The organism is Kocuria atrinae, from assembly GCF_039531425.1.
Lineage (GTDB): Bacteria > Actinomycetota > Actinomycetes > Actinomycetales > Micrococcaceae > Kocuria > Kocuria atrinae.
The window spans coordinates 1-20,973 of sequence record NZ_BAAAQA010000004.1 but is presented as its reverse complement, the minus strand read 5'-3'; the positions used below and the strand labels follow the sequence as shown (position 1 = coordinate 20,973).

General features: G+C 64.6%; 18 protein-coding genes, 1 rRNA gene, 2 pseudogenes and 1 riboswitch. Of the genes and pseudogenes, 10 read left to right on the top strand and 11 right to left on the bottom strand.

Features of this window, described 5'->3' with window-relative positions; genetic code table 11:
* Positions 1 to 187: 187 nt before the first annotated feature.
* The 8 genes from ABD283_RS03085 to ABD283_RS03050 form a co-directional block, all read right to left on the bottom strand.
* Entirely contained in the window at positions 188 to 1,057 is an 870-nt protein-coding gene (locus tag ABD283_RS03085) for a prenyltransferase (RefSeq protein ID WP_259913055.1), read from the bottom strand.
* Complete coding sequence (locus tag ABD283_RS03080) at positions 1,054 to 1,464, bottom strand: lycopene cyclase domain-containing protein (protein WP_259913057.1); 411 nt, start codon at positions 1,462 to 1,464, stop codon at positions 1,054 to 1,056. Before ABD283_RS03080 ends, ABD283_RS03085 begins: the two co-directional genes overlap by 4 nt.
* A complete protein-coding gene (locus ABD283_RS03075; protein WP_344223577.1) occupies positions 1,461 to 1,904 on the bottom strand; it encodes a lycopene cyclase domain-containing protein in 444 nt (147 codons plus the stop codon). The genes ABD283_RS03080 and ABD283_RS03075 overlap by 4 nt, the downstream gene beginning before the upstream one ends.
* Positions 1,904 to 3,580 carry a phytoene desaturase family protein gene (gene crtI / locus ABD283_RS03070; protein WP_344223576.1) on the bottom strand — a complete coding sequence of 559 codons (1,677 nt, stop codon included), beginning with the start codon at positions 3,578 to 3,580 and terminating at the stop codon, positions 1,904 to 1,906. The genes ABD283_RS03075 and crtI overlap by 1 nt, the downstream gene beginning before the upstream one ends.
* Positions 3,577 to 4,572 (bottom strand): phytoene/squalene synthase family protein, encoded by a 996-nt coding sequence (locus tag ABD283_RS03065; RefSeq protein WP_259913063.1) that lies wholly within the window; start codon positions 4,570 to 4,572, stop codon positions 3,577 to 3,579. Before ABD283_RS03065 ends, crtI begins: the two co-directional genes overlap by 4 nt.
* Positions 4,573 to 5,733, bottom strand: coding sequence for a polyprenyl synthetase family protein (locus ABD283_RS03060; protein WP_259913065.1), 1,161 nt, complete (start codon positions 5,731 to 5,733; stop codon positions 4,573 to 4,575).
* The gene (locus ABD283_RS03055) at positions 5,730 to 6,257 is read right to left on the bottom strand and encodes a MarR family winged helix-turn-helix transcriptional regulator (RefSeq protein ID WP_344223575.1); all 528 of its coding nucleotides are present in this window, start codon (positions 6,255 to 6,257) and stop codon (positions 5,730 to 5,732) included. Before ABD283_RS03055 ends, ABD283_RS03060 begins: the two co-directional genes overlap by 4 nt.
* Positions 6,258 to 6,338: 81 nt before the next feature.
* Positions 6,339 to 7,199 carry a fructosamine kinase family protein gene (locus ABD283_RS03050; protein WP_259913076.1) on the bottom strand — a complete coding sequence of 287 codons (861 nt, stop codon included), beginning with the start codon at positions 7,197 to 7,199 and terminating at the stop codon, positions 6,339 to 6,341.
* Between the two features lie 58 nt (positions 7,200 to 7,257).
* On the opposite strand from ABD283_RS03050, the gene ABD283_RS03045 reads away from it, so the two are divergent.
* The 10 genes and pseudogenes from ABD283_RS03045 (at position 7,258) to ABD283_RS03005 (ending at position 19,408) form a co-directional block, all read left to right on the top strand.
* Complete coding sequence (locus ABD283_RS03045; RefSeq protein WP_344223574.1) at positions 7,258 to 8,007, top strand: SDR family NAD(P)-dependent oxidoreductase; 750 nt, start codon at positions 7,258 to 7,260, stop codon at positions 8,005 to 8,007.
* 120 nt (positions 8,008 to 8,127) lie between these two features.
* Positions 8,128 to 8,577 (top strand): annotated as a pseudogene (locus tag ABD283_RS14360) (SDR family NAD(P)-dependent oxidoreductase); the annotation flags it as partial.
* Between the two features lie 13 nt (positions 8,578 to 8,590).
* Positions 8,591 to 8,944, top strand: coding sequence for a Rossmann-fold NAD(P)-binding domain-containing protein (locus ABD283_RS03040; RefSeq protein WP_344223573.1), 354 nt, complete (start codon positions 8,591 to 8,593; stop codon positions 8,942 to 8,944).
* A 135-nt stretch (positions 8,945 to 9,079) separates the two neighbouring features.
* A riboswitch (SAM riboswitch) is annotated at positions 9,080 to 9,197 on the top strand.
* A gap of 42 nt (positions 9,198 to 9,239) precedes the next feature.
* Positions 9,240 to 10,235, top strand: a complete 996-nt coding sequence (locus ABD283_RS03035; protein WP_344223572.1) for a methylenetetrahydrofolate reductase — start codon at positions 9,240 to 9,242, stop codon at positions 10,233 to 10,235.
* A gap of 131 nt (positions 10,236 to 10,366) precedes the next feature.
* Complete coding sequence (gene metE / locus ABD283_RS03030) at positions 10,367 to 12,808, top strand: 5-methyltetrahydropteroyltriglutamate--homocysteine S-methyltransferase (RefSeq protein WP_344223571.1); 2,442 nt, start codon at positions 10,367 to 10,369, stop codon at positions 12,806 to 12,808.
* Complete coding sequence (locus ABD283_RS03025) at positions 12,805 to 14,181, top strand: aminotransferase class I/II-fold pyridoxal phosphate-dependent enzyme (RefSeq protein WP_344223570.1); 1,377 nt, start codon at positions 12,805 to 12,807, stop codon at positions 14,179 to 14,181. The genes metE and ABD283_RS03025 overlap by 4 nt, the downstream gene beginning before the upstream one ends.
* Entirely contained in the window at positions 14,168 to 15,373 is a 1,206-nt protein-coding gene (locus tag ABD283_RS03020; RefSeq protein WP_344223569.1) for a cystathionine gamma-synthase, read from the top strand. Before ABD283_RS03025 ends, ABD283_RS03020 begins: the two co-directional genes overlap by 14 nt.
* Entirely contained in the window at positions 15,370 to 16,728 is a 1,359-nt protein-coding gene (locus tag ABD283_RS03015; RefSeq protein WP_344223568.1) for an acyl-CoA dehydrogenase family protein, read from the top strand. The genes ABD283_RS03020 and ABD283_RS03015 overlap by 4 nt, the downstream gene beginning before the upstream one ends.
* Complete coding sequence (locus tag ABD283_RS03010; RefSeq protein WP_095798570.1) at positions 16,725 to 17,942, top strand: acyl-CoA dehydrogenase family protein; 1,218 nt, start codon at positions 16,725 to 16,727, stop codon at positions 17,940 to 17,942. The genes ABD283_RS03015 and ABD283_RS03010 overlap by 4 nt, the downstream gene beginning before the upstream one ends.
* A gap of 65 nt (positions 17,943 to 18,007) precedes the next feature.
* Positions 18,008 to 19,408 (top strand): NtaA/DmoA family FMN-dependent monooxygenase, encoded by a 1,401-nt coding sequence (locus tag ABD283_RS03005; RefSeq protein WP_344223566.1) that lies wholly within the window; start codon positions 18,008 to 18,010, stop codon positions 19,406 to 19,408.
* Positions 19,409 to 19,499: 91 nt separating this feature from the next.
* Here the strand turns inward: ABD283_RS03005 and ABD283_RS03000 are convergent, their stop codons facing one another.
* The 3 genes and pseudogenes from ABD283_RS03000 to rrf all read right to left on the bottom strand — a co-directional run bounded on the left by ABD283_RS03000 (position 19,500) and on the right by rrf (position 20,752).
* Positions 19,500 to 19,991, bottom strand: coding sequence for a VOC family protein (locus tag ABD283_RS03000; RefSeq protein ID WP_256382234.1), 492 nt, complete (start codon positions 19,989 to 19,991; stop codon positions 19,500 to 19,502).
* Positions 19,992 to 20,003: 12 nt separating this feature from the next.
* A pseudogene (locus tag ABD283_RS02995) lies at positions 20,004 to 20,399 on the bottom strand (VOC family protein); the annotation flags it as partial.
* A 236-nt stretch (positions 20,400 to 20,635) separates the two neighbouring features.
* Positions 20,636 to 20,752, bottom strand: a 5S ribosomal RNA gene (gene rrf / locus ABD283_RS02990).
* Between the last annotated feature and the right edge of the window lie 221 nt (positions 20,753 to 20,973).

Genomic DNA, 20,973 nt, shown 5'->3' with positions numbered 1-20,973 from the left:
GAGATGAGAAAGGCCACGGGAACGACATGGGGCAGGACCAAGTAATCCCGCCTGACTGCACGGTAGGCGGGTCTACCGTGCAGTCAGGCGGGACGCAATGGCGGCGCTCCGTCTTGCGGGCGCGAAAGCCAGGGCCAGCAGCTTCAGCGCTGGCCAAGGTGGCCGAGGTGGCCGAGGTGGCCGAGGACTACCGGACCGCGACCGACCAGATGAGCAGCATGGTCACGAAGAAACCGGTGAGGTAGTTGAGCCACAGGAAGGTTTTCCACCCGGCGTTGGCCCGGCCGGAATCGGCATCGGTCACGGCGCGGAAGCGCAGCACGTTCACCAGGTACGGCACCGCGAGCAGCGCGGCCAGCTGGCCCGGCCAGTCGGTCAGGAGCATCAGCAGCCCAGCGCCGGTGTACAACGCCGCGGAGACCCACACCGTGGGCCGGGCACCGAGCACGGTAGCCACGGAGGCCAGGCCGCCATCACGGTCCGGGACCACATCCTGCACGGCACCGAACATCTGCGAGGCCATGCCCCATAGGAAGAACCCAGCCAACAGCGCCCACAGCCCCAGCGTGAAATCGGCTCCCGCGAGCACCAGTCCATAGACCGCCGGTGAGACGAAGTGCGTGGATGAGGTCACCGCATCCAGGAACGGCTTCTCCTTGAACCGCAGCCCCGCCCACGAGTAGGCCACCACGGCAAACAGGGACACCGCGAGCACCGCGATCGACAGCAGGTTGCCAGTAGCGACAGCCCAGCCCGCCAACACGAGCACGAACGGGGCTGGCACCAGACACGAGGCCAACAACACCGAACGACGCGCGGACTTGTCCACGACCGCGCCTTCCACGCCTCCCTTACGGGGATTGCGGAGGTCGGATTCGTAGTCGAACACGTCGTTGATGCCGTACATCGCCAGGTTGTAGGGCACCAGGAAGAACACGGTTCCGAGCACCACGAGCCACCACGGCAGTCCCCCGGTCAGCAGCACCGCCGCGGTGAACGGATAGGCGGTGTTGACCCAGCTCAGTGGCCGAGATGCCCAGAACAGTTTGCTAATCACTCGTCTCCCGGGGGGTTGTCGATCGAGGTGTGGCCGGACGGGGCAGCGCCCGGCCGCCGAACATCAGAAGAGCCATCGGTCACGTTTCCGGACGCCCTGCGAGATTCCACCCAGCCGCCCAACAGTAACCACAGACCCGGCAACAAGAGCACCCCGGCCAGGGGGTACGCGAAGTCCTCGAGCGGCGCCAAGCCCACTTGCACACCGGAGATGTTCTGGTCCGTGTAGGTCATGATGCCCGCGGCGATCATCAGGTTGTCGAACACGGCAGTGAGCACGAACAGCAGCACGGTCGAGGCGCCCAACGCGCCCCAGAAGAGCCGGCCGGGTTTGCGCAGCACCACGGCCACAAGCAGCACCAGTGCCGCCAGGCCGAGGAAGATGAAGTTCACGTCCCAGTACGTCATGACTTGCCCCCGTTGCGCACACGCGGCCCGCCACCGGCGATAGTCCCGTCCGGGGCGGAAGGCCGCGAGCGACGTCGTTGCCGCGCGGCAGCGTCGTCGCCCGAGGAACCGGGCGATGTGGCGGACCGCGAGCGCAACCAGCGCCAGAGCACGGGCGCTCCCAGAATGTAGATCATGGTCTGGTAGCAGAGGAAAGCCAGGAAGAAGACCTCCTCGAGTGGCAATTCGGGCGACACGAAGATCCCCAGCGTGAGCGAATTCTCGCCGTGCCAGAACAGTCCGTTGATGATGCCCACCACGTCCCAGGCGAGGAAGAACAGCACGCCCACGATCAACACGAGCCACGCTCGCAGCGGAGCCCCGGACCAGAAGTAGAGGTTCCACCGGCGATCGATCAGGGTGTAACAGCCGATGAACACGAGCAACATCACGAGGTACATCAGTCGGTGCCCTCCCCGGCATCGACTGCACGTGTAGCGGGTCTGGATGGTGGGCCCACGGCCGGGTCTGGATCAGACCCGGCCGCAGTGTTCACCGCAGATTTCCCCCCGGGCGCAGTCCCCCGAACTGCGTCGCGTACTACTTCGGACGAGATGAGGCACATGGGTACCCCGATTCCCGGCCGCACGGATGAACCCGCGTAGTACAGCCCCTTTATTCCCCTGTCGTCCACGCCCGGCCGGAAAAGAGCCGATTGCGTGAGCGTATGCCCGGGGCCAAGCAGAGATCCGCGCCACGCGTTCACGTTGGACACGAAATCAGCGGGACCGTAGGTTCGGCGTACCTCGATCCGCTCTGCCAGGTCTTCGATGCCTGCCCATTGGGCGAGTTGGGCCACGGCGGCGTCTGCCACCTTTTCAACCTGCGGTGAACCGGGTTGGTTCACCTCGGCCGTGCGGATTCCTCCTCGTCCCCAGTCGGGCACGGCGGGTGACGGAACCAGGATGAACAGGTTCTCGTCGCCATCCGGGGCGGACCCCGGATCGGTCGCGGACGTCATGCACACGTACATGGATGTCTCGTCCGCAAGTTCTTTGCCCTCCGCGATGCGCGCGAAGTTGTCCGGCCAGTCCGCTGTGAACAGCAGATTGTGGTGGACCAGTTCGGGCAGCTTTCCGCGCACGCCCAGGCACACGAGCACCCCGGAGGGTCCCGGGTCGCGACGCTTCCAGCGCGATTCGGGCGCGCGGAACGGCTGCGGGAGCAATTCAGTTTGTAGGTGGTGCAGATCGGTCGCACCGACGACGACGCTCGCCGCTTCGCGCTGCGGCGTCCCGTCCTCGCGCTGGTATCGAACGCCGGTGACCGCACCGCGGCGTCGGCCCACTCGGAGCGGAAATCGGCCGGAGGAGCTCACGTCGATGCCGGTGACCGTGGCGCCGGTGACGATCTCCACACCGGCCTCTCGCACGAGTCGTTCCATCGCATCCACGAGCGCGGCGAAACCGCCCTGCGGGTACTGCACGCCGTCCGTGAGATCCAGGTGACTCATCAAGTGGTACATGGCCGGAGCAGAGTCCGGCGCAGCACCCAGGAAGACCGCGGGATAACCCAGGATCTGGCGTTCCCGTGGGTCTGGGAACCGCTTGGCGATGTAGCCTTCCATCGAGTCGCTCAGCAGTGCCCCCAGCCGGGGCAGGTTCTTGAGCACCTCGGGGGTCATCAGCTCGAGGGGCTTGGTGAAGTTCGTGTACAGGAAGTACTTCTTGGCCAGCTCGTAGACCTCGGCACCGGAATCGAGATAGTGCTTCAGGGCAGCGCTGGAGCCCGGGTCCAACTGCTCGAAGAGCTCACCCGCTTCCCCGGACACCACGTCCACGGGCTGGGAGTCCAGGTGCTGTTCGAAGAACGTGCGGTAACCGGGCGTCAGCCGGCGCAGGTCGAGTTCTTCGTCCGCGCTGGAGCCCATGAGGCGGAACCAGCGGTCGATGACCTCTGGCATGAGGTACCAGCTGGGGCCAGTGTCGAACCGAAAGCCCTGCGCGGACCAACGCCCTGATCGTCCACCCAGGGTGTGCTGTTGTTCGAGCAGCAGGACGTCACGGCCGTCCTTGGCCAGCAGGCCGGCCGTGGCCAGGCCCGCGAACCCGCCGCCGATCACTACCGTGCGGCTCATGAGGCACCTCGCGATCCGGTTTCCGGAACCGAGTCTTCGCTCGCGTTCCGGTCACCACGGGACCCGGCGTGCGACTCACTGTCGGTCTCGAAACGGGGTGCACTGCGCGATCCTGTGAGGACGCGCGCAGCAATGCGCGCCTTGACCGCGGTGGGTACGCTGATGCGCTGCTGCGTCAGCTCAGCCGCGGGAACGGCGGCAATCCTGCGGGCCAGTTCATGGAACAGTCCGTGGGCCAACAGCACCGCGCGGCGAGCGCGCCGGTCGAGGGCAAGGATGCCGGGCACTGCGGCGTCGAGATCAGCGTGCAGGTCGGCCAGCAACATGTTCTTCTCGGTCTCCCCGAAGTCCTCGGGGTCCGTGTCCGGGAAGTAGGTGCGGCCCAACTGGTCATGGTCGGCGCCCAGATCGCGCAGGAAGTTGACCTTCTGGAACGCCGCACCCAGTCGACGTGCGGTGGCGCGCAGCATCTCGCGCTGCTCGGGGGTCTCAGCCTGCGTTCCGGGGAGATCCATGAAGACTTCCAGGCACATCAGACCTACAACCTCGGCGGAGCCGTAAATGTAGGTCTCCAACGAGGCCGGGTCGTGCTCTGCCACCTCAAGGTCCGCGCGCATCGATGCAAAGAAGGGCGCGGTCAGTTCACTGCCGAACCCGTGACGGCGCGCGACGTCCGCGAACGCGTGCACCACCAAATTAGTAGAGAATCCGCTGGCCAGGGCCTGCTCGACCTCGGCTTCGAGTTCGTCGAGGGCCGCCCGCACGGGACCCGTGGCGAGCCCGGCGGCGGAAGCGGTGCCGTCCACCACTTCGTCGGCCACGCGCACCAAGGCGTAAATGCTGGCAATGTCCCGACGGCAGTGACGCGGCAGGGTGCGGCAAGCCCACGAGAAGGACGTGGAGTAGCGCCCGATAACCTGCCCGGCGGCAGCGGCGGCGGTGCGGGTGTACAGCGGGAGTGGGGTACTGGGAGGCGTCACGAGTCGAGTCATTTACTTCCTCCTGTGCAGTACGTAGTGGCAAATGGCATCAAGTTCGGCTCGCTCCTCGTCCGGTAAGGGCAGATCCTCCAGAGCTTCCCGGGCCTGGGCAACCAGATCGGTCGCGAGTTCCACCGCACTGGTTTCCGCACCGGCCTCCGCAAGAGCCGTCTTCACCTGGCCCACTGAGACACGTCCTGCCGCGAAATCAGTCAGTACCTGGCGCGCCTGCTGGTCTTTCATTCCGTGAGCGGTGAGCACGGTGGCCTTACCTTCGCGCAGGTCCGCTTCGGTGGATTTGCCCGTGATCTGCGCATCACCGAAGGTCCCCAAGATGTCGTCAACCACTTGATACGCGACTCCGATCCGCGAGCCCGCTTGGGCGAGCCGAGCGGCGTCGTCCTGATCCGCCCCGGCCAGCAACGCACCGGCCTTGAGCGGGGCCTCGAACGAATAGGTCGCGGTCTTGAGCCGTTCCATGCTGAGGATGTCCTGGACGGCGGGATGAGCGCGGCCGTAGCGGTGCATCGACAGCAGCACATCGTCCAGCTCGCCGGCTGCCGAGGCGGTCACGGCATCGAACACCACGGCCGCTACCGGCTGTAGGCGTGCCGGATCAGCGGTGCACGTGGTGGCCAGCTGCAAGGCGCCCGACAGCAACAGGTCTCCGCCGATGATTGCCGCGGCCTCGCCCAGATGCTGCGCCTCGTTCGACGGCGCTCCCGCGTTCTGCGCATCCCTGCGGTAGAGCTCCCCCACGGTGGGGCGCCCGCGCCGCACCGGATCGCGGTCCACTACGTCATCGTGGACCAGAAGTGCCGCGTGCAGCAGCTCGAACGAGGCCGCCAGGCGAACACAGTCCGGATCCGGGATATTGCGTGTCTCGCCCCGCATGATAGGTTCGGTGTGCCCCGCGAATGCACGCCAGGCCAAGTGCGTCAGACGCGGGCGCAGCAGTTTGCCGCCCGTGACCTGATCGCGAACGCGTGAGCGCAGCACGGGAAAACCGGGACTCTGCGTGACCGCGTCCTTGAGCCCGTCGAAGTAGGCATCCAGTTCTTCGATGACCGCGGTCCGGAAAGCATCCCAGGAGTGGTCATCTGAAACCGCGCCGTCCCTCCGGAGGGATGCGGGGTCGCTGTGGTGAGAATGCGTGAGCCGTGAGGAAGTCATGAGTGCTGATCACCTGCTCCTTGGGTATCCCAGATGCCCAGGGTGTCCTGTTCCTCGACCGGACGATCATTGAGTTCATCCCGGTAGGACTCGAGGCGGGACGCGGTCCCCGTGAGAAACTGCAGGACCGCGTCTCGGCCCGCGCTATCCAGCTTCTCCAGCTCACCTTCGACCATGCTCATCATAGGGTAGACGTGCTCCATGGTTTTGGCGCGGGAGGCATCAGCGGCTCTGACAACCATTCGACGGCGGTCATCGGGATGCGGTTCTCGGACAGCGTGACCCGCTCGGACCAGTCGGTCCACCACAGCGGTTGCGGCTGCACTCGTGATGTGGAGCGCCCGGGCCAGCTCGGAGGGCCCCATGGGTTCGCGCATCAAGATGGACATTGCGGCGTAATCAGTTTCTTTGAGACCCATGATCCGGCGGACCTGATAGCCAATTTCCTCGTTGAGCCGCACCACGCGGCGCAATTCACGGCTGTGAGGGCTGACAAAATCGGGCCTAGACCGCGATTCAGCCATCAACAACCTCGAATTTCTAGTAGTTAGAAAAGTTGATACCCATCATGCTTTAGGAAACGGTGAACTGTCCAACTCGCGGCGTCAGCGCAGCTGCTTGAGCGCTCGCATCACCGAGTTGCCATAGCCCCCTCCGAAACGGATCGCGTGCACAAGCAACGGCGGTAACTGGTACCACGGGACGCGCTCACGCCAGCCGTCCCCCAAGGGATAAACGTCGTCATAGGCGCTGAAACAGTCCTCCCCAAAACCACCGAAGAGCAGCATCATGGCCAGGTCGTACTCGCGGTGGCCATAGAACGAGGACGGGTCGATCAACCAATTGTGGCCGTTGGAATCGACCACACGGTTACCCGCCCACAGGTCACCGTGAAGCAGGCTGGGCGGCTCGACCGGCCCGGCCAGTTCAGCAGCACGCGGCGCAAGTTCGTCCAACAGATCCTGGGCTCCCGGGTCCAAACGCCTCGAATCGATAGCCGTGCGCAACAACGGTTCGATCCGGCGGTGCAGCAGGAAATCAGCCCAGTCAGCCGTGGGTGAGAGGTCCACGGGGAACGAGCCGATGCGCTGCGGCAGGTCAGGGTCCAGCCCACCGAAATGCGGCGCCTCCGCTCGGTGAATTTGCGCCAGACCGCTGCCGCATTCCGCCTCGGTCGCGGCTCCACCCGCCCCGTACGACTCGTCAATCCACTCCAGGACCAGCCCGTGCTCAGTCACACGGATCACGCGGGGTACCGATAACTCGGACGGCGCCGCTGCTCGGAGCGCTTCGAGCCCGGCAGCCTCTAACTCCAGCACCCCGGCGGGCGCATCGAGCATGGTCTTAGCGAACACCGGCCCGTCGGAAGTCTCCAGCCGGTAGGCCGCCGCGGTGTCACCACCGCTCAGCGAATCCACACGGGTGACATCGAGGCCGGCAGTGAGGTCTTCTGGCAACTGATCCATATTTCTTCTCTACACCATTTCGGACAGTGCTCACAGGCTCTTTCCCTAGGCTTAATTCGTGCAGCTACAGGACAAAGTGATCATTGTGACGGGTGGCGCCTCCGGTATCGGAGGCGCCTTGAGTCGAGTGTTGGTGCGCCGGGGCGCGAGCGTCGTGGCTGTCGACATCAATGAACAAGCCGGCCAAAAGCTCGAGTCGGATGTGGGCGAGAGTCTGGTCTTCGTGGCGGGTGACGTCTCGCTCGAGGAGACCGCGCAGGCTGCGGTGCGGACCGCCGTCGAACGCTTCGGGCGTCTGGATGCCCTGGTCAACAACGCGCACGCATCCAAGCAAGCCATGTTCCTGGACCTGGACCTGGACGAGGATGCCTGGGCACTGTCCTTCAACACCGGCCTGCGCGCCACGCGCCAGTTCATGAAGGCCGCACACTCGGAACTGGCCAAGCAGGGCGGTTCGGTCATCAACTTCGGATCCGGTTCCGCAGTGAGTGGTCAACCGACGCAGGCCGCGTACGCCTCTGCGAAGGAAGCGATCCGCGGTCTCACCCGTGTGGTCGCCAACGAGTGGGCCGGGGACAGCATCCGCGTCAACGCCGTAATGCCCATTGCGCTGACCGAAGGCGTGGCCCAGTGGAAGGAAGCCTTCCCGGACATGTACCAGAAGTCGCTGGGCAACATCCCATTGGGACGGTTCGGCAACCCCGAGGAGGATGTCGCCCCGCTGGTAGCCTTCCTGGCCTCCGACGACGCCCGCTTCATCACGGGCCAGGCGATCGCCGTGGATGGCGGGGCCACCAAGCTCTACTAAGCCTTCCTGGCTTCGATGAATGCCATCGGTGGCGGCTCGTCTCCGGATCGCCACCGATGATGTTCAAGAAACATCTGTCACGAGGCTGATGCGTAGGTTCTGACCGGAGATACTCGATACATGTCCCCCGAGCAGCCCCCTGCCTCTGTCGATCTGCCTGCAACCCATACCGCTCCCGTGGTGATCACCGGGGCTACGTCGGGGCTAGGCCTCGCAACAGCCCGGGCCATGGCGAAGCAGGGAATCCCTCTGATTCTGGCAGTTCGGAACATGGCTAAAGGTCAAGAAGTGGCGGCAGCTCTTTTGCGGAGCGGCGTCCGCGTAGCCGTCCGGCGACTGGACCTCGCGAACCTTGCCACCGTGAAATCTTTCACGGACGGGCTCATCGAGGACGGTGTGATCCCCCGCGCCATCATTTGCAACGCGGGGGTTCAGACATTCGATCGGTTGCAGCGCTCCGCGGATCAGTTCGAGCTGACCATGGCCACCAATGTGCTGGGCCACGTCGCTCTGCTCGACCCTCTACTGAGCCACATGGCTCCCGGTTCCAGGGTCATCACGCTGGGCAGCGAAACTCATCGCGGTGGCCTCCGAGCCTTCGGCTTTCCGGGTGCGCTACTCGACCTCCAAACTGGCGTGCATCGCCATGGCCTACGAGGTCGACGAGTCCTGGGCCGCTCGTGGTATCCGGGCCGCGAGTTTTGACCCCGGCCTCATGCCGGCCACCGGCTTGGCCTGCAATTACCCGAACATTGTGCAGAGGATTTATGCAGTGGCCGCGCCACTGATTGCTCGACTTCCGGGTGCCAATTCGGTCAAGATCTCGGCCGAGAATCTCGCGTGGCTGGCCACCTCACCGGAGGCGGAACCGCTCATGGGTTGTTACGTCGCAGCCCGAAAACCACGCAAGAGCTCACCTTTGAGTTACTCCCCCTGACCTGCGAAAAGACGTCTGGGAGACGAGTCTTGAACGCGCCAACATGGCGCGGAGAAACAGCACGGACTGACCCGTTCCGTTTCCGGGATGTGACTTGCACCGCCAAAACTCTGTGCTAATGTCTCTCGCAACAAGGATCATGAGTCCCGGTGTAAAGCTCTGGCTAACCGGGCGGCAACCCTCCAGCACGTAGCGGGGTGCCCCAGATGACGATCCGGCCGCCGCGCACCCGCACGGCGAGCAAGTACGGCGCACGGAGAAACCTCCGGCGTCCCGAACCGCCGGAGGTATTTTTATGCCCGCCCTGTCCACACCCCAGGTCTCGGAGCAGACCGTCGCCACGGGGCCACCCACGGGAACGTCGTGGTTGGTGCGCAGGCCGCGCCGCGAGTCTTTGATCTCGTTCGAGGTGTTCCCGCCGCACCCCACGCGCGATCCGGAAGCCGTGTGGCGCAACATCGACGCGATGGCCGCCGCCGGTCCCGATTTCTTCTCGGTCACCCACGGTCACTCCGGCACCAACGGTGTCTCCCGCGAGACGCTGCGGCACTTGCTCAAGCAGACCAAGACCCCTGCGGTGGCCCACCTCACGTGCGGTGGCACCGATCGCGCGGGTCTGGATCGCGCCGTCGAAGATTTGCTCGACGACGGCGTCCGCGACCTTCTCGCCTTGCGTGGCGATCCGCCCGTGGGCGGCGGTGAGTGGGTGACTCATCCGGGTGGCTTCGATCGCGCATCGCAACTGGTCGAGTTGATCCGCGAGGTCGAGGAACGAAAGTTCGGTGCCTGCGAGCGCCCCGGCAAGCGTCCGGTCTCGGTTTCGGTGGCCTGCTATCCGGTGGCCGCGAAGGGCCGCGATTTCGAAGCGGACCTCGCTGCGCTGTGGGACAAGCAAGAAGCCGGGGCGGATTACGCGATCACCCAGGTGCTCTACGACGCTCAGGACTATGTGAGGTTCCTGGAGCGTGCGCGCTCGGAAGGCATCCACCTGCCCATCATTGCCGGCCTGGTTCCACTGACTGACATCAAGCGTTTGGGCCGCATGACCGAGCTGACCGGAGTTCCGATCCCCGAACGGATCACCAGCTTCCTGAACACCGAGAGCCCAGCCGAGCTACGCCGCAGGGGCATCGCGGCAACGCTCACGCTGATCGACGAGCTATTGGATTTCGGCTGCCCCGGTCTGCATTTGTTCACTTTCAACCGCCCGGATGCGCCTTTGGCCATCCTCGATCATCTCCGGGTGCGCGATGCCGCCCGACAATTTCGCGGGGGTATCACCGCGGCCTGACCGCCGCACGTCAGTGGCCGTACCACGGTCACGACAGCGCCCGCACTTCCCTTCCGACAGAACCTTTTGGCAACGGTCTCAGTGACCGTGGCTTCCCACAACACACCCTTTTATCCTCAGGAGCACCCCGAATGACTGCCGTTTCCAAGACTTCGTTCCCCGCCGCGACCATCCTGGGCTACCCCCGGATCGGCCCCGATCGTGAACTCAAGAGGGCACTTGAGGCCTACTGGTCCAAGCCCGCCGAGAACCCCGCCCACTCCGTTCTGGACACTCTGGCCAAACTGCGCGAGCGCACCGTTCGCCACCTCAGCGGCCTCGGTCTCACCGACGACGCTTCGATCCCCTCCGACACGTTCGCGGTGGACCAGACCCTGGACACCGCCCTGGCCCTGGGCGCGGTTCCGGCCCGGTTCCGCGCGGACGGTTTCCGCCCCGCAGCCCCGGACACCCCGCAGGGCATTGAGCTGACCACCGCGCTGTCCCGCGGAACCGATCACCTGGAACCGTTGGAGATGACCAAATGGTTCGACACCAACTACCACTACTACGTTCCCGAGATCGGCCCGGACACCCCGCTGTCCGCGCACCCGGAAAGCCTGATCGAACGGTTCGTGACCGCCCGTGAGACCACCGGCGCCATCACTCGCCCGGTACTCGTGGGACCCGTGACCCTCTTGCTGCTGGCCCGCCCGGAAACCACGGATGCACCGGGCACCCAGCCGTTTGACCGTCTCAATGACGTGGTCGACCTCTACATCCAGTTGCTCACCGCGCTCAAGGATGCGGGCATCCCATGGGTCGAATTGGACGATCACGCCCTGGCCGCCGAAGGCTGGGACGTTCCCCGCGAAACCATCATCGAGGCGCTGGCCAAGGCCTACACCCGTCTGAGCTTCCCCTCCAACCGCCCCGACATTCTGGTTGCTGTCGGTTACGGGGATGCGGGTGAGGACGCCCAACTCGCCCTTGCCGCGACCGACATCGAGGCCCTCGCCATCGACCTGGACCGCGGCAGTGAACCCGGTGGGGCCGCACTCGAGGCGTGGGGCGAGCGACCGCTGGTGGGCGGCGTCGTCGGCGGTCGTACTGTGTGGCGCACTGATCTGGAGAAAGCCTCGGAAACACTGGACCGCCTCAAAGAGGCAGCCGCGGGCCGCATTACCGTGGGCACGGCGACCCCGTTGCTGCACGTCCCGCACGATGTGCAGCGTGAAACCGCCCTCGACCCGGACGTCAAGGAATGGGTCGCGTTCGCGGACCAGAAGGTCGCCGAGGTCGTGACGCTGTCCCGCGGACTGACCGAAGGCTGGTCCACCGTGGCCGCCGAACTCGGCAAGGACGCACAGATTCGTTCCCGCCGTGCAGCCCACCCGGCCACGAACCGCCAGGAAGTGCGCGCCCGCACCGCGGCCGTCAAGCAGCAGGACCGCGAGCGCGCAGCCGCGGACGAGCGCCGCACCGCGCAGGCTCAGCGCCTGAACCTGCCGCCGCTGCCGACCACGACCATTGGTTCGTTCCCGCAGACTCCCGGTATCCGCACCACGCGCGCTGCTGTCCGCGCCGGCCGCATCGACCAGGCCGAGTACACCGAGAAGATCCGGGCCGAAATTGCCCAGGCCGTGCGCAAGCAGGAGGAGCTCGGACTGGACGTGTTGGTGCACGGCGAACCCGAGCGCAATGACATGGTGCAGTACTTCGCCGAAGGGCTGGATGGCTTTGTCACCACTCAGCACGGTTGGGTGCAGTCCTACGGTTCGCGCTGCACGCGTCCATCGATCCTGTTCGGCGACGTCTCCCGCCCGGCCCCCATCACGGTGGACTGGACTGGTTACGCGGCATCGCTGACGGACCGCCCGGTCAAGGGCATGTTGACCGGCCCGGTCACCATCCTGGCGTGGTCCTTCGTGCGCGACGACGCCCCGGCCCGCGAGGTCGCCGACCAGGTCGCTCTGGCTCTGCGCGATGAAATCACGGATCTTGAGGCCGCGGGAACCGCCGTCATCCAGGTGGACGAGCCCGCGCTGCGCGAGCTGTTGCCACTCAAGTTGGCCGACCGCCCGGACTACCTGGACTGGTCCGTGGGCTCCTTCCGGTTGGCCACCGGCGGTGCCCGGACTGCGACCCAGATCCACACGCACCTGTGCTACTCCGAGTTCGAGACCGTGCTGGACGCCATCGACGGCCTAGACGCCGACGTCACCACGCTAGAGGCCTCGCGTTCCGGATCGGGCATTGTGGACGGCCTGGCCGCCGGTGACTTCCCGCGCGATGTGGGCCCCGGCGTGTGGGATATCCACTCCCCGCGCGTACCCACCTTCGACGAGGTCGCCCAGCGCGTGCGCCACGCCGCCACCCAGATCGGCGCTGACCGTGTGTGGGTCAACCCCGACTGCGGCCTGAAAACCCGCGGCTGGCCGGAGACCGAGGCAGCCCTCGATCGTCTGGTGGCCGCCGCCGTCACCGTACGTGCGGAGCTGGCCGGTAACACCCCCCACAACGACGCCGCATCCGTACCCGCCGTCGCCACCGCAGACACCACCGCTCGTGAAGCCGAAGGGAGCCTCCTGTGACCGAGCAACCGAAACCCGCCCCCTTGGGTACCCCCATCGTGGCGCCCATTCACCACAGCGCGGCATATGCCTTCAACACGCTGGCCGATGCGCGCGAGGTTTTCGCACAGCGTGCAGCCGGATACACGTACGCCCGCACGGGGAACCCGAACGTCACGGCGTTGGAGAGCGCAGTGACCAAGCTGGAACGTGCCGAGTGCGCCGTGGCCACCTCGTCCGGTCAGGCCGCGGTGACCCTCGCGCTGCTCGCGCTGACCGGACCGGTCAATGGGCACGTGGTGGCGTCATCGCACCTGTACGGAGGCACCGTGGATCTGCTCACGGACACCCTGGCGGAAACCGGGTTGACCGTGACCTTTGCGGACCCGCGGTACCCAGAGGAATGGGAAGCCGCCGTGCGCCCGGAGACCCGGGTGTTCTTCCTGGAGTCGATTGCCAACCCGCTCGCAGACCTCCCGGAGCTGGACGCCATCGCGGAAATCGCCCACCGCAACGGTGCCGTAGTGGTCGTGGACAACACCGTGGCCACCCCGCATCTGTTCACCCCCGGTGAGCACGGTGCGGACCTGGTCATCCACTCGGCCACCAAGTACCTCTCGGGTCACGGGGGTCCCCTGGGCGGGCTGTTGGTGGACACCGGCAATTTCGACCCCACCCAGGATCCGAAGCGTTGGCCCTGGTTGACCACTCCGCATCCCCGCTGGGGCGACCGCTCCCCCGTGGAGGTCTACGGCGCAAAGCGAGCGCTGTTGGGTGTGGCCCGTTGCAAGTACCTCAACGATCTGGGCCCGTGCATGACCGCCATTACCGCACACGAGATCCTGCAGGGAATCTCCACGTTGGGTGTGCGGGTGGAGCGGCAGTCGGCCACGGCGGCGTCGTTGGCCACGACCCTCAACCGGCACCCCGCTGTGGCCCGCGTGCATCACCCGCAGTTCGGTGGCGCGCGGCAGGAAGAACTCTACGAGCGGGGCGGCTATCGAGGTGCCGGCGGCGTGTTCTCCGTGGACCTCAACGGCACGCCCGAGCAGGTCGAAGCTGTTGTGAACTCGCTACGCCTCATCAAGCTCGCCGCCAACATCGGTGACGTGCGCACCCTGGTGGCCCACCCCGCGAGCATGACGCACTGCCGCCTGACACCCGAGCAGTTCGAGGCCAGCGGGATCACCGAGCAGACCCTGCGCTTCACCGTGGGTCTCGAGGACGTCGCGGATATCACCGCTGACCTGTTCCAGGCCCTGTCCGTGATTGCGGACGCCCCCGAAGCACCGTCCGCGCGGGAAACCGCTGCCGATCCCGCCCCGCTACATGCCCGTGAGGCACACCGCGATTCCCACTACCAGCCGAAGGATTCCGTTCATGACCATCACTGATTTCTCCCTGCCCGGCCTGGCCACCCGCGCCATTCACGCCGGCCAGGAGCCCGACGCGACCACCGGCGCGGTGGTCCCGCCGATCTACCAGACCTCCACGTTCGTGCAGGACGGCGTCAACGAGTTCCGCACCGGCGGCTACGAGTACAGCCGCGGTTCCAACCCCACGCGTAGCGGTTTCGAGGAGCAGCTCGCGGCCGTGGAGCGCGGCACCCGTGCCTTCGCGTTCGCCTCCGGAATGGCCGCCGAGGATGCCCTGCTGCGCTCGGTCCTCCAGCCCGGCGATCACATCGTGTTGGCCGCAGACGTCTACGGCGGTACGTTCCGCTTGGTCGATCAGGTGCTCTCCAAGTGGGGCGTCACGCACAGCTTTGTGCCCTCCGCTTCCGCCGACGACGCCGCCGCGACCGTTCGCGCCGGCGAGACCAAGGTGCTGTGGTTGGAAACTCCGTCCAACCCACTGCTTCGGATTGCGGACATCGCCGCGTGGGCGCAGGTCGCCGACGCCGCCGGAGCACTTTTGGTTGTCGACAACACCTTTGCCTCCCCCGCTCTGCAAAACCCGCTGACCCTGGGGGCTCATGCGGTGGTGCATTCGACCACCAAGTACATCGGTGGCCACTCGGACGTGTTGGGTGGCGCCGTGGTGGTGGGGAACACCGAGTGGAACGGCCAGCCGTTGAGCGAATTGATTGGTTTCCAACAGTTCGCCGGTGGCGCCGTGGCCGGGCCTTTCGACTCTTTCCTGGCGGCCCGCGGTCTGAAGACCCTGCCGTTGCGCATGGAGCGTCACTGCTCCAATGCGTTGGAGATCGCTCGCTGGTTGCGTTCCCGCGAGGACGTGGTGGACGTCTTCTACCCCGGGCTCGAAGAACACCCCGGCCACGATCTGGCCACGTTGACCCTGAACGGTGGCTACGGCGGGATCATCTCGTTCCGGCCCCGCGGTGGGGAGGCAGCGGCCCACGCGTTCGTGAAGAACACGCAGCTGTACAACCTGTCCGTGAGCCTGGGGGGTGTGGAGTCGCTGACGTGCGTGCCACACAACATGACCCACGGTTCCCGTGTGGGTACCCCGCACGAAGTTCCCAAGGACCTGGTGCGCCTGTCCGTGGGCATCGAGGACCTGCAGGATCATTTGGCGGACCTGGATCAGGCGTTGGCTGCGGCTGCGCGGGAGAGGCAGTCATGACTATCACCGCGAATGTCCGCTCCGATGCGGCTGCCGGAAAAGATTCCACGGCACGCACGGGCACGGCCCCTGACACCGCTGACACCGACGAAGACCGTTTTTCAGTTCCACCCACCATTCAGGAGCTCCGGTCGCATTTCGCCCCGGTCTTCGAACAGATTGCGCAGGACGCGCTGGAACGTGAGCGGAACCGTGAACTGGGCCATGGCGCCGTCGAGCTGCTGAGAGAGTCGGGGTTCACCAAGGTACGGCTGCCCCGCGAACTGGGTGGATTCGGAGCGAGCCTTGATCAGCTCCTGGATCTGTTGATCGATCTGGCCGCTGCAGACTCCAACCTGCCGCAGGCCCTGCACGGGCACTACATGTTCACTGAAGTCCATCAGCACCAGCCTCAGGGTGAGGTTTCGGACTGGTGGTTGTCCGAGGTGGCCGCGGGCAAGGTGTTCGCGAACGCCCTGGTCGAGCTGCCGCCTGCCACGGGAGCGCGTCCGGTGGTGATCACACCTCGCGACGGCAATGTGTCTCGTGGCGCGGTTGTTTCCGGTGACAAGTTCTACTCCACCGGTTCGTTGTTTGCGGATTACATCCTGGTGCTCGGCAAGCAGCCGGGCTCCGAGAACGATACATACGTGGTGGTGAATACCCGCGATCCCGGCGTGGAATTGATTGATGACTGGAACGGTATCGGACAGAAGCTCACGGCCTCCGGCACCACCAAATTTCACGACGCTGCCGTGGATGCGGAACGCGCCATGACACTTGCCGTTCCGACCGGGCCCCTCGGTTTCCCGTTCCTGTGGTTGATCCTGGCCGCGACACACGCCGGTATCGCTCGCGGGGCGCTGAACGACGCCGCCGCATACGTTGCCGGGCGACGACGCACCTACGTTCACGGCTCGGGTGAACTGCCATCTGAGGATCCGTTGGTTCAAAACGTCGTGGGGTCCATCTCCGCCAAGGCCTCTGCCGCGCGACACGTTGTCTTGGGCGCGGCCCGCGAATTGGAGGAGGCCTTGCTGGCCACCCGTGACGTGGATTCGCTGGAGGACCCCGCGTTCCTGGATGCCTATGCGGCTGCTTCCGTATCGGCTTCCGAAGCTTCCGTCGCAGCTGCGGAGCTCTCTCTCGAGGCGGCCAACCTGCTGTTCGAAACGGGCGGAGCGTCGTCATTGCTGACCGACAAGCAATTGGACCGGCACTGGCGTAACGCTCGCGTGCTGGCTAGCCACACCCCGGGTAGCTACCGGCTCAAGTCCATTGGCGATTTTCGCATCAACGGCACCGTGCCGCCGCTGTCCGCGCGCGTGCGCAATTCCGATACCGCCTCCACGTCCTCGGAAGGGGAAACCAAATGACCGTGACCCTTGACGAGACCTCTCGCCTGGCCGACGTACGCTCCCAGTTGGCGCCCGTCTTCACGCAGATTGCCGATGGGGCCGCCCAGCGCGAAGCCAACCGCCTCATCGACCACCATTCGGTGGAGGCTCTGAGGAATGCCGGGTACACCCGATTGCGCGTGCCCGAAGAATTCGGGGGACTCGGGCTGAGCTTTGCAGAAACTGCCCCGTTCATCGTGGGGTTGGGTGAAGCCGATTCCAACCTGGCTCAAGCGCTGCGGGCACACACGATCTTTATCGAAGGTGTGCTGAGCCATCCGGATCCCGAGTACCGGTCACTGTGGTTGAACCGCATCGGTTCCGGCGCCGTGGTGGGCAACGCCGTCACGGAAATCAACAACGCGGTTGGTGCTTCAACCACGGTGCTCACCTCCCTGCCTAGCGGGGAACTGCGGCTCAACGGCACCAAGTTCTACTCCACCGGATCACTGTATGCGGACTGGGTTCTCGTGGCAGCTGTGGATGAGGACGGTAATGACCTGGGGCTCGCGGTCCCCTCTGACGCCGACGGCGTCACGATGGTCGATGATTGGGACGGCTTCGGCCAGAAACTCACGGCCTCGGGTACCACCACGTTCGACAACGTTCTGGTCGACCCCGCTGAAGTGGGGCCAGGCTTGGACAACGGTGGTCGACTGGCCACCGGGCAGGCGTCCTGGCAGTATCTTCATTTGGCCACGTTGACGGGAATCGGCAGGGCGATCCAACGGGACGTGGCCGAGTACGTGCGCGGGCGGCGTCGTTCCTTCAGCCACGGCGGCGCGGAACTTCCGCGCGAGGACCCCCAGGTTCTGCAGACCGTGGGAGAGGTCGCGAGTTCAGTCTTTGCGGCCCAGGCGGCGTTCGATGCCGTGGTTCCGCTATTGGGCGGTTTACTCGCGAAGGACCAAGCCGGGCAAGAAATCACCGAAGCGGAATCCGATGAACTTTACGTCGCCGTGTACTCGGCCCAGCAGGTGATCGCCAAGAACGTGCTCGATGCCGCCACCCACCTGTTCGAAGTAGGCGGAGCTTCTGCGACGAGCGAGGCCAAAAGACTCGACCGGCACTGGCGCAACGCACGCGTCCTGGCCAACCATAATCCGTTGATTTATCGCGCCCGCTACATCGGTGACTGGTTCGTGAACGGAACCGGCCCGGGGCGTCATTACCGAGTGGGCAGCACCGCTTAGACCACCAACCGGCTGTCCGCCCCTGCCGATCCAACCCGCTGACCGCGTTCGAGAGGAACTTCCCCATGACCCGTAAACCCCTGCGTTTCAACGCCTTTGTCATGAACACCAACAGCCACATCCACCACGGCCAATGGCAGCGCCCCGAAGCACAACAAACCGAGTTCACCGACGTGAACACTTGGATCAATGTGGCCCGACTTGTGGAGGATGCCAAGTTCGACGCCATGTTCTTCGCGGACGTGGTCGGCCATTACGGTGACGCTGATTCCTCCTACGAGGAGTACGTGAAACAGGGCCTGCAGATCCCGTCCAACGATCCCACCGTGCTGCTGGGAGCACTAGCAGTGGTGACCGAACACATCGGCCTGGCCACGACGTCCAATGTTTTTCAATCGCATCCGTTCCAATTCGCTCGTCAAATGGCCACCCTCGATCACATGTCCAACGGGCGTATCGCGTGGAACATCGTGACCGGCACGCAGGACAATGGCGCCCGCAACTTTGGACTGCCGCAACTCACCGATCACGCGGAACGGTACGCGTGGGCGGACGAGTACGTGGATGTTCTCTACAAACTGCTGGAGGGATCCTGGGATGATGATGCGATTCTCAAGGATCGCGAGGGCTTCCGGTACTCGGACTACTCCAAGGTGCACAAGATCTACCACGAAGGTCAGCGGTACCAGGTCGAAGGGCCATTGCTATCCGCGCCCTCGCCCCAGCGGACACCGGTGTTGTACCAGGCCGGTTCGTCAGCGTCCGGTCGCGACTTCGCCGCTCGAAATGCGGAAGCCACCTTCATCATCGCCCCGTCCATCCGCACCGCCGAGGGCCTCATCAAGGACACCCGCGAACGGGCTGTCCGTCACGGAAGGGATGCTCACGACATCGCCTTCTTCCAAGGCATGAGCTTTGTCATTGGTTCCACCGAGGAAGAGGCTCGGGCAAAAGAGAAGATCATCGACGAGAACGTCTCGCTCGAGGGCTACGCCGCTCACGCTGCCGTCGTGGACCGGGACGGCCGTGTATATCCGCCGGAAACTCCCCTCTCCGAGGTGGAGACCAATACCGTGCGTGGATTCCTGGAACTCGCGAAGAAAGAAATCACGGATCGCGAGCCTCTGGTTGCGGATCTGGCGTGGAACCGAGCTAAGGCCAACCGCGTGGTGGGCACGCCGGAGCAGATCGCGGATGAGCTCGAACGCTGGCAGGACATCGGGGTGGATGGCATCAACGTCATGAACTGGGTCATCCCTGACTCGTTCCAGGACTTCGCGGATCACGTGATGCCGGTGCTGCGTGATCGAGGCCTGGCTCAGTCCGAGTACGCCCCGGGCACACTGCGGAAGAAACTTTTTGGCCACGACCGGTTGCCTGATACGCATCCCGCGGCCAAGTACCGTGGCGCGTTCGCGAACTCGGAACGTGACCCGCAAGGGCAGTTGACCGGGGCCAGCATCTAAGCGTCCCGGACAACATGAGGCCCGCCCACCTGAACATCATCGGGTGGGCGGGCCTCAAGCATGCTGCGGGGGTGACGCTAGAGGGGAGCGGCTACGAACCCCGCAGGCCAGCGATGTCGAGCTTCTTCATCTCCAGCATTCGCTCGAAAGCCCCCGGCTGTTTCATCAGCTCGTCCATGTCAGCCGGCGCGATCTGCCAGCTCACTCCGAACTGATCCATGCACCAGCCGCATTGTTCAGCTCCGGGCACTACCGAAAGCGCCTCCCACAATCGGTCAATCTCTTCCTGGTCCTTGCAATTGACCATCAGAGATACACCGGGAGTGAAGCTGAAGTCCTGTTCCACCCCGGAATCCATTGCCGAGAACCATTGGCCCTCCAGCGTGAAGTCCGAGTACATGACACTGCCGGCGGTCGCCGGGCCGGTTTGGTCCCCGTAGGGAACCAAGTGACCGAGGGCCGAGTCATTGAAGGTCGCGATGTAGTAATTCGCCGCCTCGTGGGCGCGGTTCTGTGCCTGGCCACCGAACATCAGCGACGGCGTCAGGAACGGACGAGGCTCCCCGTCGGGATTCGTCAACATGAGCTGCCAGCTCACCCCGTAGCGGTCCTGCACCCATCCGTAGTACTTGCTGAAGGGGTACTCATCGAGCGGCATCAGTCCGGTGCCACCCTAGGACAGCCGATCCCACACGCCTTTCAAAGTCGCCTTGACGTTGTCGTCGCGTGACGGGTCAAAGTTGAGCAGGAATGAAATCGCGGAGTTCGGCTTGAACTCTTCCCCCGCATTGATCAGGAGGACTTGGTAACCGTCGATCTCGAGGACAGCCGTCAGAAGTTCGCCGGCAAAGTCCTTCTGGAAGTCGAGGAGCCCTTCCGTCGGGTAATGGGACGTATCTCCAACGCGTGTGTTCGGGAGAGCGTGTTCGTAGAACTCAACGCCCTCGGCCGCGTTCCCTTGGAACCAAAGGTTGGGCACGATCTTCTGCATGGGATCCTCCTTGGACTCCGTAGCCCGCTTAGCTGAGAGGCCAGCAGCGTTGCGTCCCAGTATCCGCCCGCGTTCCTGACCAGGCAATGAGCCGCCAGCACGACCCGTAAACGCGAAAAAGCCGTGGGCAGCCACCCCGCTTTCGAGGGGTGTCTGCTCATGGCTTCAGCTATGAGTGTTAAACGCAAAGGAGGGGTACCACCCTCAAGTGATACCCCTCCTCGCTACTAAATTAATTCCGGCGGTGACTTACTCTCCCACACCCTCCCGAGTGCAGTACCATCAGCGCTGTGGGCCTTAGCTTCCGGGTTCGAGATGGGACCGGGCGTTTCCCCCACGCTATAACCACCGAAAACCCAACCCCATCAACACGAGAACGTCGCGTAGTGGGAAACCTATACATCCCAACACCTAACAAGAGACCAGCCCCTGCAGTCTTGGTGGGTTCCAGTACCCCGCAACCCGAACCCCCACTCAAAAAAAAGGGGGGAACAAGACCACGGGTGTTGTGGACCATTATTCAATTACCAAACCAACCCGACCAGACCCAAACACCTAAAAGTGCTGGCCTGTG

Excerpts from the sequence above, each read along its gene's own strand:
- ABD283_RS03080 (WP_259913057.1), bottom strand. The coding sequence starts at position 1,464 with ATGACGTACTGGGACGTGAACTTCATCTTCCTCGGCCTGGCGGCACTG.
- ABD283_RS03075 (WP_344223577.1), bottom strand. The coding sequence starts at position 1,904 with ATGTACCTCGTGATGTTGCTCGTGTTCATCGGCTGTTACACCCTGATC.
- crtI (WP_344223576.1), bottom strand. The coding sequence starts at position 3,580 with ATGAGCCGCACGGTAGTGATCGGCGGCGGGTTCGCGGGCCTGGCCACG.
- ABD283_RS03065 (WP_259913063.1), bottom strand. The coding sequence starts at position 4,572 with ATGACTCGACTCGTGACGCCTCCCAGTACCCCACTCCCGCTGTACACC.
- ABD283_RS03060 (WP_259913065.1), bottom strand. The coding sequence starts at position 5,733 with ATGACTTCCTCACGGCTCACGCATTCTCACCACAGCGACCCCGCATCC.
- ABD283_RS03055 (WP_344223575.1), bottom strand. The coding sequence starts at position 6,257 with ATGGCTGAATCGCGGTCTAGGCCCGATTTTGTCAGCCCTCACAGCCGT.
- ABD283_RS03050 (WP_259913076.1), bottom strand. The coding sequence starts at position 7,199 with ATGGATCAGTTGCCAGAAGACCTCACTGCCGGCCTCGATGTCACCCGT.
- ABD283_RS03035 (WP_344223572.1), top strand. The coding sequence starts at position 9,240 with ATGCCCGCCCTGTCCACACCCCAGGTCTCGGAGCAGACCGTCGCCACG.
- metE (WP_344223571.1), top strand. The coding sequence starts at position 10,367 with ATGACTGCCGTTTCCAAGACTTCGTTCCCCGCCGCGACCATCCTGGGC.
- ABD283_RS03020 (WP_344223569.1), top strand. The coding sequence starts at position 14,168 with ATGACCATCACTGATTTCTCCCTGCCCGGCCTGGCCACCCGCGCCATT.
- ABD283_RS03015 (WP_344223568.1), top strand. The coding sequence starts at position 15,370 with ATGACTATCACCGCGAATGTCCGCTCCGATGCGGCTGCCGGAAAAGAT.
- ABD283_RS03010 (WP_095798570.1), top strand. The coding sequence starts at position 16,725 with ATGACCGTGACCCTTGACGAGACCTCTCGCCTGGCCGACGTACGCTCC.
- ABD283_RS03005 (WP_344223566.1), top strand. The coding sequence starts at position 18,008 with ATGACCCGTAAACCCCTGCGTTTCAACGCCTTTGTCATGAACACCAAC.
- ABD283_RS03000 (WP_256382234.1), bottom strand. The coding sequence starts at position 19,991 with ATGTTGACGAATCCCGACGGGGAGCCTCGTCCGTTCCTGACGCCGTCG.